The sequence below is a fragment of the Streptomyces sp. WY228 genome, from assembly GCF_019287315.1.
GTDB lineage: Bacteria > Actinomycetota > Actinomycetes > Streptomycetales > Streptomycetaceae > Streptomyces > Streptomyces caviscabies.
Window position 1 is genome coordinate 4,066,759 of the sequence record NZ_CP079114.1, and the last position, 19,260, is coordinate 4,086,018.

General features: G+C 72.8%; 14 protein-coding genes and 2 pseudogenes. 5 read left to right on the forward strand and 11 right to left on the reverse strand.

Annotated elements, in window-relative coordinates; all coding sequences use genetic code 11:
• The first annotated feature begins 104 nt into the window (after positions 1-104).
• From KV381_RS17765 to KV381_RS17775, 3 genes are all read left to right on the forward strand, one after another.
• Complete coding sequence (locus KV381_RS17765) at positions 105-887, forward strand: ABC transporter ATP-binding protein (RefSeq protein ID WP_030077090.1); 783 nt, start codon at positions 105-107, stop codon at positions 885-887.
• On the forward strand, positions 884-3,745 hold the full coding sequence (locus KV381_RS17770) for an FtsX-like permease family protein (RefSeq protein ID WP_218785647.1): 2,862 nt from the start codon (positions 884-886) through the stop codon (positions 3,743-3,745). Before KV381_RS17765 ends, KV381_RS17770 begins: the two co-directional genes overlap by 4 nt.
• Positions 3,746-3,854: 109 nt before the next feature.
• Positions 3,855-4,403: a bacterial proteasome activator family protein gene (locus KV381_RS17775; RefSeq protein ID WP_006125928.1), complete on the forward strand. Its 549-nt coding sequence runs from the start codon at positions 3,855-3,857 to the stop codon at positions 4,401-4,403.
• A gap of 148 nt (positions 4,404-4,551) precedes the next feature.
• On the opposite strand, the gene KV381_RS17780 is transcribed toward KV381_RS17775, so the two are convergent.
• The 7 genes from KV381_RS17780 to pdhA all read right to left on the reverse strand — a co-directional run bounded on the left by KV381_RS17780 (position 4,552) and on the right by pdhA (position 13,103).
• On the reverse strand, positions 4,552-5,544 hold the full coding sequence (locus KV381_RS17780) for an NAD(P)H-quinone oxidoreductase (RefSeq protein ID WP_030077096.1): 993 nt from the start codon (positions 5,542-5,544) through the stop codon (positions 4,552-4,554).
• Positions 5,545-5,633: 89 nt separating this feature from the next.
• Positions 5,634-6,770, reverse strand: a complete 1,137-nt coding sequence (locus KV381_RS17785; RefSeq protein ID WP_030077098.1) for a TrkA family potassium uptake protein — start codon at positions 6,768-6,770, stop codon at positions 5,634-5,636.
• Positions 6,728-8,473, reverse strand: a complete 1,746-nt coding sequence (locus KV381_RS17790; RefSeq protein WP_218785649.1) for a molybdopterin molybdotransferase MoeA — start codon at positions 8,471-8,473, stop codon at positions 6,728-6,730. Before KV381_RS17790 ends, KV381_RS17785 begins: the two co-directional genes overlap by 43 nt.
• Positions 8,470-9,384 (reverse strand): DUF6457 domain-containing protein, encoded by a 915-nt coding sequence (locus KV381_RS17795; RefSeq protein WP_193462660.1) that lies wholly within the window; start codon positions 9,382-9,384, stop codon positions 8,470-8,472. The genes KV381_RS17790 and KV381_RS17795 overlap by 4 nt, the downstream gene beginning before the upstream one ends.
• 100 nt (positions 9,385-9,484) lie before the next feature.
• The gene (locus KV381_RS17800; RefSeq protein WP_218785651.1) at positions 9,485-10,915 is read right to left on the reverse strand and encodes a dihydrolipoamide acetyltransferase family protein; all 1,431 of its coding nucleotides are present in this window, start codon (positions 10,913-10,915) and stop codon (positions 9,485-9,487) included.
• Positions 10,915-11,946 (reverse strand): alpha-ketoacid dehydrogenase subunit beta, encoded by a 1,032-nt coding sequence (locus KV381_RS17805; RefSeq protein WP_098025346.1) that lies wholly within the window; start codon positions 11,944-11,946, stop codon positions 10,915-10,917. Before KV381_RS17805 ends, KV381_RS17800 begins: the two co-directional genes overlap by 1 nt.
• Positions 11,943-13,103, reverse strand: coding sequence for a pyruvate dehydrogenase (acetyl-transferring) E1 component subunit alpha (gene pdhA, locus KV381_RS17810; RefSeq protein WP_030626652.1), 1,161 nt, complete (start codon positions 13,101-13,103; stop codon positions 11,943-11,945). Before pdhA ends, KV381_RS17805 begins: the two co-directional genes overlap by 4 nt.
• A 260-nt stretch (positions 13,104-13,363) precedes the next feature.
• Here pdhA and KV381_RS17815 point away from each other — a divergent pair.
• Positions 13,364-13,771: pseudogene (locus tag KV381_RS17815) on the forward strand (Lrp/AsnC family transcriptional regulator); the annotation flags it as partial.
• 44 nt (positions 13,772-13,815) lie between these two features.
• On the opposite strand, the pseudogene KV381_RS17820 reads toward KV381_RS17815, so the two are convergent.
• Positions 13,816-14,376: pseudogene (locus KV381_RS17820) on the reverse strand (TetR/AcrR family transcriptional regulator); the annotation flags it as partial.
• Between the two features lie 156 nt (positions 14,377-14,532).
• Between KV381_RS17820 and paaN the strand changes: the two are divergent.
• The gene (gene paaN / locus KV381_RS17825) at positions 14,533-16,233 is read left to right on the forward strand and encodes a phenylacetic acid degradation protein PaaN (RefSeq protein WP_030626657.1); all 1,701 of its coding nucleotides are present in this window, start codon (positions 14,533-14,535) and stop codon (positions 16,231-16,233) included.
• Here paaN and KV381_RS17830 read toward each other — a convergent pair whose 3' ends face one another.
• The 3 genes from KV381_RS17830 to KV381_RS17840 are packed head-to-tail and all read right to left on the reverse strand — an operon-like array spanning position 16,234 to position 19,165.
• Positions 16,234-16,968: a TrmH family RNA methyltransferase gene (locus KV381_RS17830; protein WP_030077116.1), complete on the reverse strand. Its 735-nt coding sequence runs from the start codon at positions 16,966-16,968 to the stop codon at positions 16,234-16,236.
• Positions 16,965-18,338 carry an HTTM domain-containing protein gene (locus tag KV381_RS17835; RefSeq protein WP_218785653.1) on the reverse strand — a complete coding sequence of 458 codons (1,374 nt, stop codon included), beginning with the start codon at positions 18,336-18,338 and terminating at the stop codon, positions 16,965-16,967. The genes KV381_RS17830 and KV381_RS17835 overlap by 4 nt, the downstream gene beginning before the upstream one ends.
• Complete coding sequence (locus KV381_RS17840; protein ID WP_167396370.1) at positions 18,335-19,165, reverse strand: DUF5819 family protein; 831 nt, start codon at positions 19,163-19,165, stop codon at positions 18,335-18,337. Before KV381_RS17840 ends, KV381_RS17835 begins: the two co-directional genes overlap by 4 nt.
• Positions 19,166-19,260: the final 95 nt, after the last annotated feature.

Below are 19,260 nucleotides of genomic sequence, written 5' to 3' on the forward strand. Positions count from 1 at the left end.
ATGCCGGTCCCGGTCCCGCCGTCACCCGTAACGCGTGATGCCGGTCCCGGTCCGGCCGCCGCCCACACCTGACCCAGTCCGTTCCTAGGGGGGAACCACCCGTCATGCCCTCGTCCGCCACACCCCCGCCCCCGCCGTCCTCCGGGACGCCCGGCGGCAGCCCCGTACTCGAACTGCGGGCGCTGACCCGTACCCACGGCTCCGGCATCGCCGAGGTGCACGCCCTGCGCGGAATCCACCTCTCCGTCCACCCGGGCGAACTGGTCGCCGTGATGGGCCCCTCCGGCTCCGGCAAGTCCACCCTGCTGACCCTGGCCGGCGGGCTCGACACCGCCACCAGCGGCCAGGTGGTCATCGAGGGCCAGGACATCGCCGCCCTCGGCCCCAAGGGGATGGCCGCCCTGCGCCGCCGCAGCGTCGGCTACGTCTTCCAGGACTACAACCTCATCCCCGCCCTGACCGCCGCCGAGAACATCGCGCTGCCCCGCGAACTCGACGGCGTCTCCGTGCGCAAGGCACGCAAGGAGGCCCTCGCCGCGCTGGCCGAGATGAAGCTGGCGGAGATCGCCGACCGCTTCCCCGACGAGATGTCCGGCGGCCAGCAGCAGCGCGTCGCCATCGCCCGCGCCCTCGTCGGCGACCGACGCCTCGTGCTGGCCGACGAACCGACCGGAGCACTCGACTCCGAGACCGGCGAGTCCGTCCTCGCCCTGCTGCGCACCCGCTGCGACCAGGGCGCGGCCGGCGTCATGGTCACCCACGAGCCCCGTTACGCGGCCTGGGCCGACCGGGTCGTCTTCCTCCGGGACGGCTCGATCGTCGACCAGACGCTCACCACCGGAGCCGACTCCCTCCTCTCCGCCGGAACCGCCGAGGCCGCCACGTGAACCCCCTCCCTGGTTGGCGCGCCGCCTTCCGCATAGCCCGGCGCGACGCCGCACGGGCCAAGGGCCGCAGCGCCCTGGTCGTCGCGATGATCGCCCTGCCGGTCCTCGGTGTGACCGCGGCCGACCTCACCTACCGCAGCGCCCTGCCCACCAAGGCCGAGGAACTGACGGCCGAGCTGGGCTCGGCCGACGCCCGGTTCACGGCCACGAGCATGGGACCGGTGAAGCTCCAGCAGTTGCCCGACGGCATCAGCTGGAACCCGCCCGAGGGCGCCGCCGACCCCACGCCCGAGGAGCAGGCGAGGCCGGTCGACGTGACCGCGGCCTTCCCCGAGGGCTCGCGTCACGTCACCGAGCGGAGCGTGCCGGTGTCGGTGACCACCCGCCACGGCATCACCGACACCGAGATCACCGAACTGCGTATCGCCGACCCGATGCTGCGCGGCCGGATCGAACTGACCGACGGAAGCTTCCCCCGGGCCGCCGACGAGATCGCGGCGACCGAGAAGTTCATCGAGTCGTCCGGGCTGTCCGTCGGCGACCGCGTCACCGTGCGCGGCCCCGACCAGACCTACACGCTCACCGGCGCCGTCGAACTCCCCGCCGACCTGCGGGCCGACTCCCTCTACGCGCTCCCCGGCTCGGTCATCGCCCCCTGGCAGAAGACCGCCGACGGCGACAAGACCGTTCTGCCGCCCCAGGCGACCGACCTGAGCTGGCTGGTCCGGGGACCGTCCGGAGCGGGCGTGACCTGGCAGGACATCCTCGCCGCCAACGAGAAGGGCGTGGTGGTCAAGTCCCGCCAGGTCGTCCTGGATCCGCCGCCGGACTCCGAGGTCCCGATGGCCGAGCACAGCGGCGGGTTCGCTCAGGACACGGAGCTGACCGCGGCCGCTCTCACGGTGACCGCCATGGCTCTCCTGGAGATCGTGCTGCTGGCCGGTCCGGCGTTCGCCGTGGGCGCGCGGCGTTCGCGCCGCCAGCTGGGGCTGGTCGGTTCGTGCGGCGGCAGCCGGGGCCAGGTCCGGGCCGTGGTGCTCGCGGGCGGCGCGGTGCTCGGAGCGGTCGGCGCGGTGGCCGGGGTCGGCGCCGGGTTCGGCCTGACCGCCCTGTTCCGCCCGATGATCGAGGACTACACGGGCAACCGCTTCGGCGAACTGACCGTACGGCCCTGGGAGATCCTCGGCATCGCCGTGCTCGGCCTGGTCACCGGTGTCCTCGCCGCACTCGCCCCGGCGATCGTCGCGGGCCGCCAGTCGGTCCTGGAGTCGCTCACCGGCCGGCGCGGCATCCGCCGCAGCTCCCGGGTGCTGCCCGTCCTCGGTGTCGTCGCGCTCACGGTAGGCGTCGCGATCGCGGTCTACGGCGGCATCAGCGGCAGCACCAATCTCGTCGCCGGCGGATCCGTCCTCGCCGAACTGGGCGTCCTCTGCTGCATCCCGGTGATCGTCGGACTCCTCGGCCGGCTCGGCCGGCGGCTCCCGCTGACGCCCCGGATCGCGCTGCGCGACGCGGCCCGCAACCGGGGCCGTACCGCACCCGCCGTCGCCGCCGTGATGGCGGCCGTCGCGGGCAGCATCGCCATCGCCACGTACACCAGCAGCAACGCCGCCGAGCAGGAGTACGACTTCGTGCCCAACATGACCCCGGGCACCGTCGCGCTGGTGGACTCCGGCGGCAGCGGCGGCGCCGCCGATCTGGCGCTCTCCCGGGCCGCCGTCGAGCAGAACTTCCCGGTCGGCGGCGGGCGCGCCGACATCGGACGGGTCTGGGCCGGCAGCGACTGCACGGACTACTACGATGAGGACGGCGCCGACTGCGGCACCCTCGAACTCGTCAAGCCCACCGGCAAGGCCCACTCCTGCCCGCTGAAGGGCAAGGGCGCCAAGGAGCTGGCCCTGCGCATCTCGGCCGACGAGCACAAGCGGCTGATGAACTCCCCGGCCTGCATGGACGAGAACTACACGACGATCGCGTTCGGCTCCGACGAGCACAAGATCGTCATTGGGGGCGCGGACGTGCTCTCCACGTACGTGAAGCTCGACGACCCGGCGGCGGCGAAGGCCCTGGCCGAGGGCACGCCCGTCCTGCTGAACCCGGCGTACGCGAAGAACGGCGAGGTCACCCTCAAGGCCGCGCACATCTACAACGACCGTGACAAGAAGAACCGGGCCCTGCACCCCGGCAAGGCCCGCACCACCACGGAACAGCTGAAGGTCTATGTCGCGGAGGACCGCTTCGCGGCGACGCCGGGCATCCGGATGGTCATGCCGAAGCAGACCGCGGAACGGTTCGGCCTGCATGTCGAGGACCACGGCAGCATCTACCCGGTCACCCGCGAACCCACGGACGCCGAGCAGCAAGCGGCCTACTCGGCACTCCAGCGGGCCGGTGACCACGGGTATCTCATGACCTCGAACGAGCAGTACCGGACGGAGGACGACACGATCCTGCTGATCCTCGCCCTCTTCGCCGGAGTGGTGACCCTGGGCGCCGCGGCCATCACGACCGGGCTGTCCAAGGCCGACGCGGAGGCCGACCTCACCACCCTCAGCGCGGTGGGCGCGCCCCCGGGCGTACGGCGTTCGCTGTCCGGCTTCCAGTGCCTGGTCGTCGCCCTGACCGGGGTACTCCTGGGCACGGCGGCGGGGCTCGTACCCGCGGTCGCCCTGCGCCTGACCGACCTGCGCGCGGCGCTGGAGGACATGCGGGCGGACCCGATGGAGTCGGCCTACACGCCGATCGTGATGCCGTGGGAGACCATCGGGCTGCTGGCCCTGGTCGTCCCGGTGCTCGCCGGACTGCTGGCAGCCGCCCTCACCAGCTCCCGGCTGACCCTGGCCCGGCGCGCGGGCTGAAGCCCCTTCCGGCGCTCCCGGAAGGGATCCGGTGCCCCCGAGGACGGTGGATCATCCGTTTTCGGGGGCACCACCGTGGGGTACGGCATGTGTGCGAGACAATGGCGGCATGGAAATGCCGAGGAATGACCGGTCGCAGGAGCACCCGCAGGTCCTTGTCGTGGGCCAGGACGGAATGGCTATCGGCGGCGGTGCCAGTGACGACGAGTCGCGCGAGGTCCCGGTGACGGAAATGGTGGAACAGCCCGCGAAGGTCATGCGCATCGGCAGCATGATCAAGCAGCTTCTGGAAGAGGTCAGGGCGGCTCCTCTCGACGAGGCGAGCCGGGTCAGGCTCAAGGAGATCCACGCCAGCTCCGTGAAGGAGTTGGAGGACGGCCTGGCGCCGGAGCTGGTCGAGGAGCTGGAGCGGCTCTCGCTGCCGTTCACCGAGGAGTCGGTGCCCTCCGAGGCCGAGCTGCGGATCGCCCAGGCACAGCTCGTGGGCTGGCTGGAGGGGCTTTTCCACGGCATCCAGACGGCGCTGTTCGCCCAGCAGATGGCGGCCCGCGCCCAGCTGGAGCAGATGCGCCGGGCCCTGCCGCCCGGCATGGCCCACGAGGACGAGGAAGGCGGCGCGGACCCGCACGGCCCGATCCGTTCCGGCCCGTATCTGTAAGACCCGTATCCGCCTCCGGAGACCGAGGACCGACCGCGAGGGGCCCGGCAGCACACCGTGTGATGTGCCGCCGGGCCCCTTCGTCGTACGTGTGGGTGTTCTGTCCGCCGGGTCGGGCGTCGTTACGGGGGCCGGGCCCGCTTACGGGTCAGGCGGCGGCCGACGGTGCGGTCAGCAGGACCTTGCCGATGTGCGCGCTGGACTCCAGCACCCGGTGCGCCTCGGCCGCGTCCGCCATCGGCAGCGCCCGGTCCACCACGGGCCGGACCACCCCGTCGGCGATCAGCGGCCACACGTGCTCGCGTACGGCGGCGACGATGGCCGCCTTCTCGTGGAGCGGGCGGCCGCGCAGCGAGGTCGCGGTGACGGCGGCCCGCTTGGTCAGCAGGGCGCCGAGATTCAGCTCGCCCTTGGCCCCGCCCTGGAGTCCGATGATCGCGAGGCGGCCGTTGACGGCGAGCGCCTGGACGTTCCGGTCCAGGTACTTGGCGCCGATGAGGTCCAGGATGACGTCTGCCCCCGCTCCGGCGGTGTTCTCCCGGATCTCCTCGACGAAGTCCTGCTCGCGGTAGTTGATCAGGATGTCCGCCCCCAGCTCGGCGCACCGCGCGAGCTTGTCCGGACTGCCCGCCGTGACCGCGACCCGGGCGCCGACCGCCTTCGCCAGCTGGATCGCCATCGTGCCGATGCCGCTGGAGCCGCCGTGGACCAGGAAGGTCTCGCCGGGGCGGAGGTGGGAAACCATGAACACGTTCGACCACACCGTCGCGGTGACCTCGGGCAGCGCCGCGGCCTCCACCAGGTCGACGCCCTCCGGTACGGGCAGGAGCTGGCCCACCGGAACGGCGACCTTCTCCGCGTAGCCACCGCCCGCCAGCAGCGCGCACACCGCGTCGCCGACCGCCCAGCCGGTCACCCCGGGACCGAGTGCGAGGACGCGGCCCGCGCACTCCAGTCCGGGGTAGGGGGACGCACCGGGCGGCGGGTTGTAGAAGCCCTGCCGCTGGAGTACGTCGGCGCGGTTCACGGCGCTGGAGACGACCTCGACGAGGACCTCGCCGTCGCCGGGTACGGGATCGGGCACCTCGGCCCACACGAGCGCCTCGGGGCCGCCGGGTTCAGGAATCGTGATCGCATGCATGGCCGCGAGGCTACTCCGGCGGAGCGCACGTTCAGGAGCGCGGCGTGCGGTTCAGGAGCGAGGCGTATGTATCGGTGCGCGGCATACGTTCAGGGGCGCGGCGGCATCGAGGTGTGCGGCACGGAGGGCGTGCTGGGGCTCTTCCGGACGATGGTGATGACCCGGTCCGTCAGCTGCAACGGACTGGCCTGCGGGTCGTCGTAGCCGAGCAGCCGGTGCCCGCGCAGCACACTGACGACGAGGTCCTCCGTCTCCCGTACGTTCTTGCCCACCTCGGCCTTTATGACCGGCCGTTCCACCAGGTCGAGTCCGCTGCCCTGCTGGATCAGGTCCTCCATCACCGTGCCCGCGCTGGGGCTGAGGACGGAGAGGCCGAGCAGCCGGCCGGCGGCGCTGGCGCTGGTGATGACGGCGTCGGCGCCGGACTGCCGCAGGAGGGGCGCGTTCTCCTCCTCGCGGACCGCCGCCACGATCTTCGCCCCGCGGTTCAGCTGGCGCGCGGTCAGGGCCACCAGCACGGCGGTGTCGTCGCGCTGGGTGGCGATGATGACCTGACGGGCCTTCTGGAGCTCGGCGCGCAGCAGGACATCGCTGCGGGTGGCGTCGCCGAGGACGCCGGTGAAGCCCTCGGCGTTGGCCGCCTCGATCACCTTGGAGGCCGGATCGACGATGACGATCTGGTCCTTCGACAGGCCGGTGGCGCAGAGGGTCAGAATCGCCGAGCGGCCCTTCGTACCGAAACCGACGACGACGGTGTGGTCACGCAAGCTGGATCTCCAACGCTTCAGCCGGAAGTCCTCGCGGGTCCGTTCCGTGAGGACTTCCAGAGTGGTACCGACCAGGATGATCAGGAACATCACGCGCAGCGGTGTCACGAGCACCACATTGATCAGCCGTGCTCCGTCGCTGTACGGCGTGATGTCGCCGTACCCGGTGGTGGAGAGGGTGACCGTCGCGTAGTAGACCGCGTCGAGCAGGTCGACCTTGCCGTCGGCGTTGTCGTTGTAGCCGTTGCGGTCGAGCCAGACGATCAGCACGGTCGCGGCCAGCACGAGCAGCGCCATCAGCAGGCGCTTGGCGACCTGGCGGGCCGGTCCGAGGGCCACCCGGCGCGGGAGCATCACCCGGGTCGGCACGACCAGTTCGTCGGCTCGCCTGGCCATCGCATCGTGGCCGGGAAGTTTCACGTGAAACACCCTTCCGTCCACGGCGTCGCCGGGGCCCATGGGAGATCCAGAATCTCCACCTCGGTGCCGGACCGTACCCCGCCCGGCGGCACGACGGCCAACCCGTCCGCCGCGGCGATGCCCCGCAGCATGGCGGGCCCGTTGTAGCGGAGCGGTGCGACATGGTCCCGGCCGCCCGCCCGGCCCGCACGGTGCACCACGGGGACGAGCCGGGTGTCGTGCGGATGCCCGTGCACCTCGGCATGGACGAGGGCCCGGTACGCGTCCTGGGCGGGGCGGCCCGCGACGCCCGCGAGCAGCGGTTCCGCGAGCGTCAGCAGCCCCGATACGGCCGCGAGCGGATTGCCGGGCAGCCCGACCAGATACGGCCCCTCCGGCTGGTCCTTCATCTGTCCGGGGGCCGGCAGCCGCGCCAGCAGCATGGGGTGGCCGGGGCGGACCGCGACCCCGTCCACCAGCAGTTCGGCCCCGAGGGCGTCGAGGACCGGGTGCACATGGTCGACCGGGCCGGAGGCGGTGCCGCCGGTGGTGACGATCAGGTCGGCGTCGGAGGAGGCGAGGGCATCGCGCAGCGCCCCGGCGTCGTCCCCGAGGCGGACGGGCCCGGCGACCTCGGCACCCAGGGCCCGCAGCCAGGGGCCGAGCATGGGGCCCAGCGCGTCACGGATCAGCCCGTCGTGCGGCAGACCGGCGGCGAGCAGTTCGTCGCCGAGGACGAGGATGTCGACGCGCGGGCGGGGCACGGCGGGCAGCGCGTCGTACCCGGCGGCCGCGGCGAGGCCGAGCACGGCCGGGGTCACGACCGTCCCGGCCGGAACGAGCTGCTCGCCCGAACGGCACTCCTGGCCGCGGGGTCTGATGTCCTGTCCGGTGACCACGGACCGCCGCGCGTGCAGCAGCCCCTTGGCCTCGTCGGGGTGCGCGTGCTCGCTGCGGATGACCGCCGTGGTGTCGGGCGGTACGCGGGCGCCGGTGGCGATCCGTACGGCGGTGCCGTCGGGCAGCGGGGTGTCCGGGCTCCGTCCGGCGAGGAGCCCCGCCCCGGCCTCGTACGCCCAGGGGCCCGGTCCGGCGACCGCCCAGCCGTCCATGGCCGAGGTGTCGAAGGACGGCAGATCGGTGAGCGCGCCGAGCGGCTCGGCCAGCACATGGCCCAGCGCCCGGTCGAGCGGCAGCCGGATCGTCGCGGGCGGCCCGGTCCGCCCGGCCCTGGTGGCGACCGCCCGCGCCCGGTCCCAGGAGAGCGGCGGGGCCTTCGGGGTGGCCGGCTCGGCGTTCGGTGCGGGAGCTTCGGAGGAGGACCGGCCGGGCCGGGGTCGCTGATCGCTTCCGGACGCCTGAGCGGTGGCACGGGCGCCGCCCGAAGGGCCGCCTGCGCTGGGGCCGTTGCCGGCCGGGGAGCCGCCGATCGGGGCGCTGTCGGTCGAAGCGCTGTCGGTCGAAGCGCTCTGGTCCGGGCCGTTGCCGGTCGGGCCGCTGCTGCCCCGGCGGCCGTTGCCCGGGCTCCCGTTCGGGCCACTGCTCAAGTCGCCGCCGGAGGCGCGGGGGGTGCCGGGTGTGCCCGGGGTGCCAGGGATGTCGCGACCGCGGCTCGGGCGCAGGGTCGTCCCGCCGACCAGGGCGAGCGCCTGCTCGACGGCCCGCTCCTCCTCCTCGCGTGCGAGGTCGCTGCCGCCTCCGTCGGGGCGGAAGTCACCGCCGTCGCTGCCGGACGCATGGTGCGGACCGTCGGGGCCGGTCATGGTGTCCCGGTCCCCTCGCGGCCCGCGTCGGGCTTCGCCCCGTCCGCCGTATCGCCTGCCGCGCTCGCCTCCGCCTCCCAGCGCAGAGCGAGGGCGGTGGCCCTGCGAGCGGCCTCCGCGACCGCTGCGGCGGCCTCCTCGGGCCCCGCGCCGGCGCTCGCCCGGGCCGCCGCGTACCCGACCAGGAAGGTCGTGAGCGGGGCAGCAGGCCGGGCGACTCCGTGCGCGGCGTCCCGGGCGAGGTCGAGCAGGAGACCGGTGTCGACGTCGAGGTCGATACCCAGTTCGTTCTTGACCGAGGTCATCCATTCGTCCAGCACGGCCCCATGCTCCCTGATCCGGGCTCTGGCGGCGGCGATGTCGTCCCAAGTGTCGCAGTCGAACGCGGCGTCGGGGCCCGCCTCGACCCGGGCGAGGTCCAGCTCCGCCGTCAGGAGCCGGAGCGGCAGCCCGGCGAGACTTCCGTGCTCGGTGGCGATCAGGGCCAGCTCACGGCGGAGCGGCTCGGCGCGGTAGGCGGCCACGAGCGGCTGGTCGCGCCCGTCGGGGTCGGTGCACAGGGCCCCTTCCCGGCCGGTCCTTCCGGCGGCGGCGAGCAGGACGTCGACCGTCCCCGGACCGAGGAACGGAAGGTCGGCGGAGAGCACGAGAACGTACTCCGCCGTCGTCAGCCGGAGCCCCGCCCCCAGCGCCGCCAACGGGCCGCCGCCCTCGGGCACTTCCCGGGTCCAGACGACCGGCCGTGCGGTGGCCCGACGACCGCCCACCACGACGGTGCGGGCCGCCCCGGCGCAGGCCGCGAGAACCCGGTCGAGCAGCGCCCGGCCGCCCACCCGGACTCCTGGCTTGTCGGCGCCGCCGAGCCGCTTCGCGGCCCCGCCGGCAAGGACGATCACGTCATAGGCGGTCATACGTCGAGTATGGGCGGCGCCCCGGAGCGACGCCCCCGCCGGGGTGGCTGGAAGAACCGCACCCGGCGGGGGCGCGTCCGTGACGACGCCGGAGGTACGGCTACAGGGTGCGCAGCAACACCGCCGGCTGCTCCACGCAGTCCGCCACATACCGGAGGAAGCCGCCCGCCGTTCCGCCGTCGCACACCCGGTGGTCGAAGGTGAGGGACAGCTGGACGACCTGACGTACGGCCAGTTCGCCCTGGTGCACCCAGGGCTTGGGCATGATCCGGCCGACGCCGAGCATCGCCGCTTCCGGGTGGTTGATGATCGGCGTCGAACCGTCGACCCCGAACACCCCGTAGTTGTTCAGCGTGAACGTGCCCCCGGTCAGCTGGGCCGGGCTGAGCTTCCCGGTCCGCGCCAGCTCGGTCAGCCGGGCGATCTCGGCCCCGATCGACTCGGCGTTACGGGTGTGCGCGTCCCGGACGACCGGAACGACGAGGCCCCGCTCGGTCTGGGCCGCGAACCCGAGGTGCACGCCGGGCAGCCGGACGATCTCCCGGGCCGCCGTGTCCACGGTGGCGTTGAGCTCGGGGAACCGGGCCAGCGCCGCCGTGCAGATCCGCGCCAGCAGGGCCAGGACCGACACCTTGGGCCCGGCGGACGGGCCCGTGGCGGCGTTCATCGCGGCCCGGACCGCCATCAGTTCGGTGGCGTCGGCGTCGACCCAGCAGGTGGCGTCCGGAATCTCGGTGCGGCTGCGCGACAGCTTGTCGGCGACCGCGCCGCGCACCCCGCGCAGCGGGATCCGTTCGGCGTCCGAAGCGGCGGCCACGCCGTTCGGGGCCGCGACCACGGCCGCCACCGGCGCCTGGACCCGGGCCGTCGCCGCCGCGGTCTCCTCCGCCGTCCGGATCGCCCGGTCGACGTCGGCGCGCAGGATCAGCCCGTCGGGGCCCGAGCCCGCCAGCCGCCGCAGATCGATGTCGTGCTGCCGGGCCAGGCGGCGTACCAGCGGAGAGACCACCGGCACGGGCCCCTCGTGCACCGGGGCTTCGGCAACCAGCACCTCGGCCACCGGGGCCGCGACCACCGGAGCAACGGAGACCGGAGCCTCGGCCACCGCCCGGTCGAGACGGTCGGGACGGATGCGCCGACGGCGTGCCGCCGGTGCGCCGGTCCCGTATCCCACAAGCACGTTCCCCGAGCCGCCCGAGGACTCCGTGCCGGAGCCGGAGGAGAGGGAAGAGGAAGGGGAGGAAGGGGAGGAAGGGGAGGGGGCGGAGCCGGAAGACCCCTCCGCCGCTCCGACGGCGACGGTCAGCAGCGGTGCGCCGACGGGAAGTTCCGTACCCTCCTCGCCGAACCGCGCGGTCACCACACCCCCGTAGGGGCAGGGCACCTCCACCATGGCCTTGGCCGTCTCGACCTCGACGACGGGCTGGTCGATGGCGACGACATCGCCGACCTCCACCAGCCAGCGGACGATCTCCGCCTCGGTCAGTCCCTCACCGAGGTCCGGCAGTTTGAACTCCAGCACCTGGGCCATCAGCTGTCCGCCTCCCACTGCAGCCGGGCCACCGCGTCGAGCACCCGGTCCACTCCCGGCAGATGGTGCCGCTCCAGCATGGGCGGCGGATAGGGGATGTCGAACCCGGCCACCCGCAGCACCGGGGCCTCCAGATGGTGGAAGCACCGCTCGGTGATCCGGGCCGCGATCTCACCGCCGGGTCCGCCGAAACCGGGGGATTCATGGACGACGACCGCGCGCCCGGTGCGCCGCACCGACGCGGCCACCGTCTCGTCGTCGAACGGCACCAGCGAACGCAGGTCCACCACTTCGAGGTCCCAGCCCTCGGCGACCGCCGCCTCGGCGGCCTCCATGCAGACCGGCAGCGAGGGGCCGTACGTGATCAGCGTGGCGCTGCGGCCGGAGCGGCGCACCACCGCCTTGCCGATCGGCTCGACCGCGGCGGGGGCCTCGGGCGACCAGTCGGCCTTGGACCAGTAGAGCCGCTTCGGCTCCAGGAACACCACCGGGTCGTCCGAGGCGATCGACTGCCGCAGCAGCCCGTACGCGTCCTCGACCGTGGCCGGGGTGACGACGTGCAGACCGGGGGTGGCCATGTAGTACGCCTCGGAGGAGTCGCTGTGGTGCTCGACCCCGCCGATGCCGCCGCCGTACGGCACCCGCACGGTGATGGGCAGCGGCATGGCCCCGCCCGTGCGGTTGCGCATCTTGGCGACATGGCTCATCAGCTGCTCGAACGCCGGGTAGGCGAACGCGTCGAACTGCATCTCCACCACGGGCCGCAGCCCGTACATCGCCATGCCGACGGCCGCGCCGAGGATGCCCGCCTCGGCCAGCGGGGTGTCGGTGCAGCGGTCGTCGCCGAACTCCTTCGCCAGCCCGTCGGTGATCCGGAAGACCCCGCCGAGCGTGCCCACGTCCTCACCGAGCACATGGACCGTCGGGTCCTCGGCCATCGAGTCGCGCAGCGCCCGCCCGAGGGCCTGCGCCATCGTGGCCGGTTTCGCCTTCGCCGTACGTCCGCCGGCCGTCGCTGCCGCGGTGGTCATCGTCCTGCCTCCGCGCTGTGCTCGTCGTGGTCCTGCTCGGCGTCCAGCTCGGCGCGCAGAGCCGCCGCCTGCTCCCGGAGCTGGCCGGTCTGCTCGGCGTAGACATGGGTGAAGAGGTCCATCGGGGTCAGCTCCGGATCGGCGTTCATCCGGTCGCGCAGGGCGGCGGCCATGCGTTCGGCGGCCTCCTTCGCCTGCTCGATGCCCGCGTCGTCCAGCAGCCCGCGCTCGGTCAGCTCGCGCTCCAGGAGCCGGACCGGGTCGTGCGCCTTCCAGGCCTCGACCTCGCTGTCGACCCGGTAGCGGGTGGCGTCGTCGGCGTTGGTGTGGGCTTCCATGCGGTAGGTGACCGCCTCGACCAGCGTCGGGCCCTCGCCGCGCCGGGCCCGGGCCACGGCCTCGCTCAGCACCTGGTGCACCGCGGCGGCGTCGTTGCCGTCGACGAGGCGGCCCGGCATTCCGTATCCGACGGCCTTGTGGGCCAGGGAGGGGGCGGCGGTCTGCTTGGCCAGCGGCACGGAGATCGCGAAGCCGTTGTTCTGGACGAAGAAGACGACCGGGGCCTTCCAGACGGCCGCGAAGTTCAGCGCCTCGTGGAAGTCGCCCTCGCTGGTGCCGCCGTCGCCGACCATGGCGAGCGCCACCACGTCGTCGCCCTTGAGCCGGGCGGCGTGCGCCAGCCCCACGGCGTGCGGGAGCTGCGTGGCCAGCGGGGTGCACAGCGGGGCGATGCGGTGCTCACGCGGGTCGTAGCCGGTGTGCCGGTCGCCTCTCAGCAGGGTCAGCGCCTCGACCGGGTCCAGGCCGCGTGCGACGGCGGCCAGCGTGTCGCGGTAACTGGGGAAGAGCCAGTCGCGCTCCTCCAGGACCAGGGCGGCGGCGATCTCGCACGCCTCCTGGCCGGTGCTCGACGGGTAGACCGCCAGCCGGCCCTGCTTCGTCAGCGCGGTCGCCTGGGCGTTGTAGCGGCGCCCGCGGACCAGCTCGGCGTGGAGCCGCAGCAACAGCTCGGGGTCGACGTCGGCGACCGCGTCCGTACCGAGCACCCGGTAGGGCTCCGGGTCCGGGAGCAGCGGGGCGGGGTCGGTGATCGGCTTCCAGGCCGGGGGCGGCGTGGGCCGGTAGGCGGCCGCGCCGGGCAGCTCTTGGACCGTCATGAGAAGCACCTCCTGGCATCGAGGGAGATCGAGGGGTGTCGATCGGCGGTGTCGGGTCGATCGACGGTGTCGACGGGTGTTGATGGTGTCGATCGGAGCGAGACGTCGAGGGCCGGGCGAGGCACGGGTGTGGTGTGCCTCACCTACCGATTGTTCGGTCGCGGGCGCATTTTGGCTACAGGCACCGCCAGCCTGTGGACAAACGGTTCTCCACAGCCTGGGATGGGTACAGGTCGTCCACGACAGGGAGGCGCGGGCCGATGGCAGCTGAACGAATGGCCGACAAGGGCGAGGCTCGGCCGCCGCCCCGCGAGCTTCCGCCCGCCCGGCCGCTGGACGCCATCGACCGCGACATCCTGCGGATCCTCCAGACGGACGGCCGCGCCTCGATACGGTCCGTGGCCGAGCGGGTCCACGTCTCGCGCGCCAACGCCTACGCCCGGATCAACCGGCTCGTCGAGGACGGGGTGATCCGCGGTTTCGGCGCCCGGGTCGACCACGAGCGGGCGGGCCAGGGGGCGTCCGCGTACATCACGCTCAAGATCGTGCAGAACTCCTGGCGCACCGTGCGCGAACAGCTCCAGGCGCTGCCCGGGGCCACGCACATCGCGCTGGTCAGCGGTGACTTCGACGTACTGCTGCTGGTGCACACGCCGGACGAGCCGGCGACGGAGTGCTCAGCGGCCGTCGGCCCGCGCCTCGAACTCGGACCGCGGACGACCGTGTCCGCGAGCTGTTCCTCCCCCGGGAAACCGCCCGGCTGCGGCCGGTACCACTCGACCAGCGAGTTCACCATGCCGAACAGCAACCGGGTCGCCAGCCGTATGTCCACGTCCGCCCGGAGGTCGCCCTCGGCGACCGCCGCCTGGAGCAGCTCGGAGACCCGCTGGTCGAACTCGCGGCGGCGCTCCAGCGCCCAGCGTTCCGTCTTCGTGTTGCCGCGCACCCGCAGCAGCAGGGTGACGTAGGGGACCTCGGCCATCAGCACGTCGACGGTCCGGCGCGTGACGTACTCGACCCGCTCGACCGCGCGCCCGCGCTGCGCCCCCGGCTCGTCGAGGATCGCGAAGAGCCCGTCGAGCGCCCGGCTCACGGCCCGGCGCAGCAGTTCCTCCTTGCCCGCCACATGGTGGTAGATGGAGGATTTCGAGATACCCGCCGCCCGGGAGAGGTGCTCCATGGACGTGCCGTCGTAGCCGCGCTCGTTGAACACACGGACGGCGACGGTGAGCAGGGTCTCCGGTGTGTACGTGTCCCGCTTGGCCGTGGTCATGTCCGCGATCCTCCCCCATGAGGGATCAGCCCCGCACAGGCGGGGACCATCGAAGTTGTCCACAGGTTTCCCGGGGCCCCTTGTCCCGACCGATCGTTCGGTTACTCTAACTCCGTCCGTACGTCCCCGCCCGGCTCGATGAGGAGTTGGTCCGCCATGGCCGCCGCGCTCACCCCCCAGCAGCTGTCCGAGACCCACCGGCCCACGCTCGACCAGGCCCTCGACGTGATCAGTACCCGCGCGTACTGGTCACCGCACCCCGAGCACCCGAAGGCGTACGGCGAGGGCGGCGCCCCGGGCAGCCTGGGGGCGGCCGAGGGCAAGGCCGCCTTCGACGCGCTGCTGAACACCCGGTTCGACCTGGGGCAGCCCGGCACCGACGGCTGGACCGGCGGCGAGGTCTCGCCGTACGGACCGGAGCTCGGCGTCGAGTATCCGCACGCCGACGTGGACATCCTGCTGCCGGCGATGAAGGCCGGCCAGGGCGCCTGGCGGGCGGCGGGGCCGGAGATCCGGGCCCTGGTCTGTCTGGAGATCCTGTCGCGGATCAGCGCCCGCACCCACGAGCTGGCCCACGCGGTGATGCACACGAGCGGCCAGGCCTTCATGATGGCGTTCCAGGCGGGCGGCCCGCACGCCCAGGACCGCGGCCTGGAGGCCGTGACGTACGCCTACCGCGAGCAGGTCCGCACCCCGGAGACCGCCGACTGGTCCAAGCCGCAGGGCAAGCGTGATCCGCTGAAGCTGCACAAGTCGTTCATCACGTCCGGCCGCGGCGTCGCGCTGGTCATCGGCTGCAACACCTTCCCCACCTGGAACGGCTATCCCGGCGTCTTCGCCTCGCTCGCCACGGGCAACCCGGTGCTGGTCAAGCCGCACCCGCGCGCCGTGCTGCCGCTGGCCCTCACGGTGTCCATCGCCCGCGAGGTGCTGAGCGAGGCGGGCTTCGACCCGAATCTGGTCGCACTGGCCGCCGAACGGCCCGGCGAGGGCATCGCCAAGACCCTCGCGGTCCGCCCCGAGATCCGGATCATCGACTACACGGGCTCCACCGCCTTCGGCGACTGGCTGGAGGAGAACGCCCGCCAGGCCCAGGTCTACACGGAGAAGGCCGGCGTCAACACGATCGTCGTCGACTCCACCGACGACTACCGGGGCATGCTCGCCAACCTGGCGTTCTCGCTCTCGCTGTACAGCGGCCAGATGTGCACCACCCCGCAGAACCTGCTGATCCCCCGGGACGGCATCGCCACCGACGACGGCGCCAAGTCCTACGACGACGTGGTCACCGACCTGGCGGCGGCCGTCACCGGACTGCTCGGCGACGACGCCCGCGCGTCCGCCCTGCTCGGCGCGCTGGTCAACCCGGACGTCAGGGGCCGGGTTGAGGCGGCGGGAGAGCTGGGCGAGGTGGCACTGGCCTCGCGGACGGTCGCGAACGCCGAATTCCCCGACGCGGTCGTCCGTACGCCGGTCGTCGTGAAGCTCGACGGCACCAAGCCCGACGACGGCGCGGCGTACCTCTCGGAGTGCTTCGGACCGGTGTCCTTCGCCGTCGCCGTCGAGTCGACGTCCGCCGCCCTGGACCTGCTCCGCCGCACGATCCGCGACAAGGGGGCGATGACGGTCGGCGCCTACACCACCTCCCCCGAGGTGGAGCGGGCGGTCGAGGACGTCTGCCTGGACGAGTCGGCCCAGCTCTCGCTGAACCTGACCGGTGGGGTCTACGTCAACCAGACCGCGGCCTTCTCCGACTTCCACGGCTCCGGCGGCAACCCCGCCGCGAACGCGGCCCTGTGCGACGGGGCGTTCGTCGCCAACCGCTTCCGGGTGGTGGAGGTGCGCCGCCAGGCGTGACTAGCGGGTCTCTCGCGGGTCCGGGACGTCGGCGTAGCGCTGCACCCACGCGTGCATCGCGATGGCCGCGGCGGCGCCGGCGTTGATGGACCGGGTCGAGCCGAACTGCGCGATCGAGCACACCATCGAGGCGTGCTTCCGCGCCTCCTCGGTCAGGCCCGGCCCCTCCTGCCCGAACAGCAGGACGCACCGGCGCGGCAGCTCGGTGCGCTCCAGCGGCACGGCGCCGGGGAGGTTGTCGATCCCGATGATCGGCAGCCCCTCGGCCGCCGCCCAGGCGGTCAGGTCGGCCGTGTCGGGATGGTGGCGCACATGCTGGTAGCGGTCGGTGACCATGGCGCCGCGCCGGTTCCAGCGGCGGCGGCCCACGATGTGGATCTCCTTGGCCAGGAAGGCGTTGGCGGTCCGCACCACCGAGCCGATGTTGAAGTCGTGGCCCCAGTTCTCCACGGCTACGTGGAAGTCGTGCCGCCGCAGATCGAGATCGGCGACGATCGCCTCCCGCGTCCAGTAGCGGTAGGCGTCGCCGACGTTGCGCCGGTCGCCCTGGGCCAGCAGCTCGGGGTCGTAGCGCTCGCCCTCGGGCCAGGGCAGCGGGTGCGGCCCGACGCCGATCGTCTGGCCGTAGCCGTCGTCGTACTGGAGAGGCTCCGTCGGGAGGGCCTCTGCCGGGAGGGGATCCGTCGGGGGCTGTTCCGCGGGGGGCTGCTGGGTTCTGCCGGTCTCACTGCTCACCCGACGAGCGTATGGCCCCCGCCGCCGCCCTGGAGCCGGGGCTCCTGCGTACCGCCGTGACCGTCCTTCGCCGGACCGGCCGCCGACCGGCCGTCGGATCCGTCGTCGGCACCGGGCTTCCCGTCCTTCCCCGGCGTACGGGACCGGCCGGGCAGCCCGGCGAGCAGCCGGCGCCTGCCGGTCGTGGCGCGGGCGCCCAGCCAGACGAGGAAGGCCGTCGGCAGGAACACCGCGTCGGCCGCGATCATCGCCATGGAGAAGAACGGCAGCCCGAGCAGCAGGGCGATCCCCGCGTGCTCGCAGATCATCGCGACCAGCAGGACGTTCTTGACCCGCCGGTTGAACAGCGTGAACGGAAAGGCGACCTGGACGATGACCGTGCCGTACGTCAGCACCATCACCATCAGCCCGCTGGCGCCCAGGATGTCCGACAGGGCGGGCCACGGGGTGAAGTAGTCGAGGTTCAGCGGGTAGTAGAGCGCGGTGCCGTCCTGCCAGCGCGAACCCTGGATCTTGTACCAGCCGGCGGTCGCGTAGATCAGACAGACCTCGGCCATGATCACGGCGAGCGTGGCGTTGTGCCCGAGGTTGGCCAGCACGTCGAGCAGGGTGCGGGGCTCGCTCTGCGGCAGGTAGCGGTTCACGGCCCACCAGGCGGCGGCGGAGAGCCAGATCACCCACAGCAGCGTCGGCAGCCACCAGGTGCCGCCGAGCCCGCCCATCAGCGTGGCCGTCACGAGGACGGGACCGAGGAGCACCCAGAGCACCGGGCCCACGATGTCCCGCAGCGGCGGCAGGCCCGCCGCAGCGCGCTGCGCGTTGCGCGCCGCACGGCGGGCGTCCAGCGACCAGACCTGCGCACAGCGCGTCAGCACCAGGTAGATCGCCATGAGGTGGACGACGTTGTCGCCGCCGTCGCCCATGAAGATGCTGCGGTTCTGCACCGAGAGCACGCCGACCATGAAGAGGACGGACATGGTCCGGGTCCGCCAGCCGAGCATCAGCGCCGCCGCGGACAGCAGGGTGAGGGCGTACACCGCCTCGAACCAGACCGTGCTGTCGGTCCACATGAGGACGGAGAAGGCCTCGTTGCCGTTGGTGAGCTGGCGGGCCAGGTCCCAGTGCCACGGGCTGTCCGGGCCGTACAGCTCATGGCGGTGCGGCAGCTCGCGCAGCAGGAAGAAGAGGTAGGTGGCGGCGAAGCCGATCCGGACGACGGCGCTCTGGTACGGGCCGAGGGCCGAGGCGGTGACGCGCTGGAGGGCACGGGCCGGGCCGCTGAGGGGTGCGCCGGGGCGGGGGGCGCCCGGGCGGGGGGCCGTGGGCTGCTGGGCCGCGTCCTGCGGGGTCGCGGGCGGGGGGACGGTCACCGGTTCTCCTCCACGCCGTGCTCCGTGTCCCGCTGTTCCGCCGCACGCTGTTCCGCGCCGCGCTCGGGAAGATCGTCCGGGGTCACGGTCCACCAGGGGAGTACGCGGTAGGCGGGCCGGGTGCTGATCTTCTCGTTGCTCCACGGGGGCGGGGCGATGGAGCTGGTGGCGGAGCGGAGCTGGATGCGTTCGATCGTGCCGCCGTAGTCGCGCTCGCTCAGCCGCAGCATCGCGATGCGCCGCACGTAGCGCTCGGAGAGATCGCCGCGCAGGCCGTTGGGGCGGTTCTCGCTGTCGTGGGAGTTGACGTAGAAGTCCCAGCCCCGGCGGAGCTCGTTCTGGGCCACATGGCTGGGGAAGAGGCTGCCGCGTATCGCTTCGCCGTCCTCATGGGTGAGGTTCATCCACCTCGTGGTGTGGCGGCCGTCGGCCCCCACCACATCGGCCCGCACATGGACCGCGACGTTCTGCTGGAGCGGGTTGGGCGCGAAGAGCTTCCAGTTCTGCTCGAACTCCGGGTAGATCCAGCGGTCGATCGACTTCCCGTGCTGCTTGGTCAGCGTGTTGGACGGGGCGACGTGCAGGAACACCATGGCCACCTGGGTGCAGGCGAGCAGCCCGATCAGGGACAGCGCCAGGGCCGCCACCACCTGGTAGGGGAAGGAGAGCCCCGCCATGCCCCGGCCCGTGTCCGAGGGCTCCGCCACCGGTGCCGAGGGCGGCGGTATGGCTTCGGGGGTGCTTCGCGCTTCCGCCGGCCGGTTCGACGCCTGCGGCCAGGCGTCCTTCCCCCCGCCCGCAGAGCTCCTGTCGTGGTCCGAATCCATCCCGCCCCGCTCACCGTCGATCACCACTCAGTTATCCACAGGGTTGACACCCTACGGGCCTCCGACTCACCATTGAAGTCAAGGAACCGAACGAT

What these genes read in the sequence shown, in the direction of transcription:
- paaN (WP_030626657.1), top strand. Translation starts at nt 14,533, where the DNA reads ATGGCCGCCGCGCTCACCCCCCAGCAGCTGTCCGAGACCCACCGGCCC.
- KV381_RS17840 (WP_167396370.1), bottom strand. Translation starts at nt 19,165, where the DNA reads ATGGATTCGGACCACGACAGGAGCTCTGCGGGCGGGGGGAAGGACGCC.
- KV381_RS17775 (WP_006125928.1), top strand. Translation starts at nt 3,855, where the DNA reads ATGGAAATGCCGAGGAATGACCGGTCGCAGGAGCACCCGCAGGTCCTT.
- KV381_RS17805 (WP_098025346.1), bottom strand. Translation starts at nt 11,946, where the DNA reads ATGACCACCGCGGCAGCGACGGCCGGCGGACGTACGGCGAAGGCGAAA.
- KV381_RS17780 (WP_030077096.1), bottom strand. Translation starts at nt 5,544, where the DNA reads ATGCATGCGATCACGATTCCTGAACCCGGCGGCCCCGAGGCGCTCGTG.
- KV381_RS17800 (WP_218785651.1), bottom strand. Translation starts at nt 10,915, where the DNA reads ATGGCCCAGGTGCTGGAGTTCAAACTGCCGGACCTCGGTGAGGGACTG.
- KV381_RS17795 (WP_193462660.1), bottom strand. Translation starts at nt 9,384, where the DNA reads ATGACCGCCTATGACGTGATCGTCCTTGCCGGCGGGGCCGCGAAGCGG.
- KV381_RS17785 (WP_030077098.1), bottom strand. Translation starts at nt 6,770, where the DNA reads ATGGGCCCCGGCGACGCCGTGGACGGAAGGGTGTTTCACGTGAAACTT.
- pdhA (WP_030626652.1), bottom strand. Translation starts at nt 13,103, where the DNA reads ATGACGGTCCAAGAGCTGCCCGGCGCGGCCGCCTACCGGCCCACGCCG.
- KV381_RS17790 (WP_218785649.1), bottom strand. Translation starts at nt 8,473, where the DNA reads ATGACCGGCCCCGACGGTCCGCACCATGCGTCCGGCAGCGACGGCGGT.
- KV381_RS17765 (WP_030077090.1), top strand. Translation starts at nt 105, where the DNA reads ATGCCCTCGTCCGCCACACCCCCGCCCCCGCCGTCCTCCGGGACGCCC.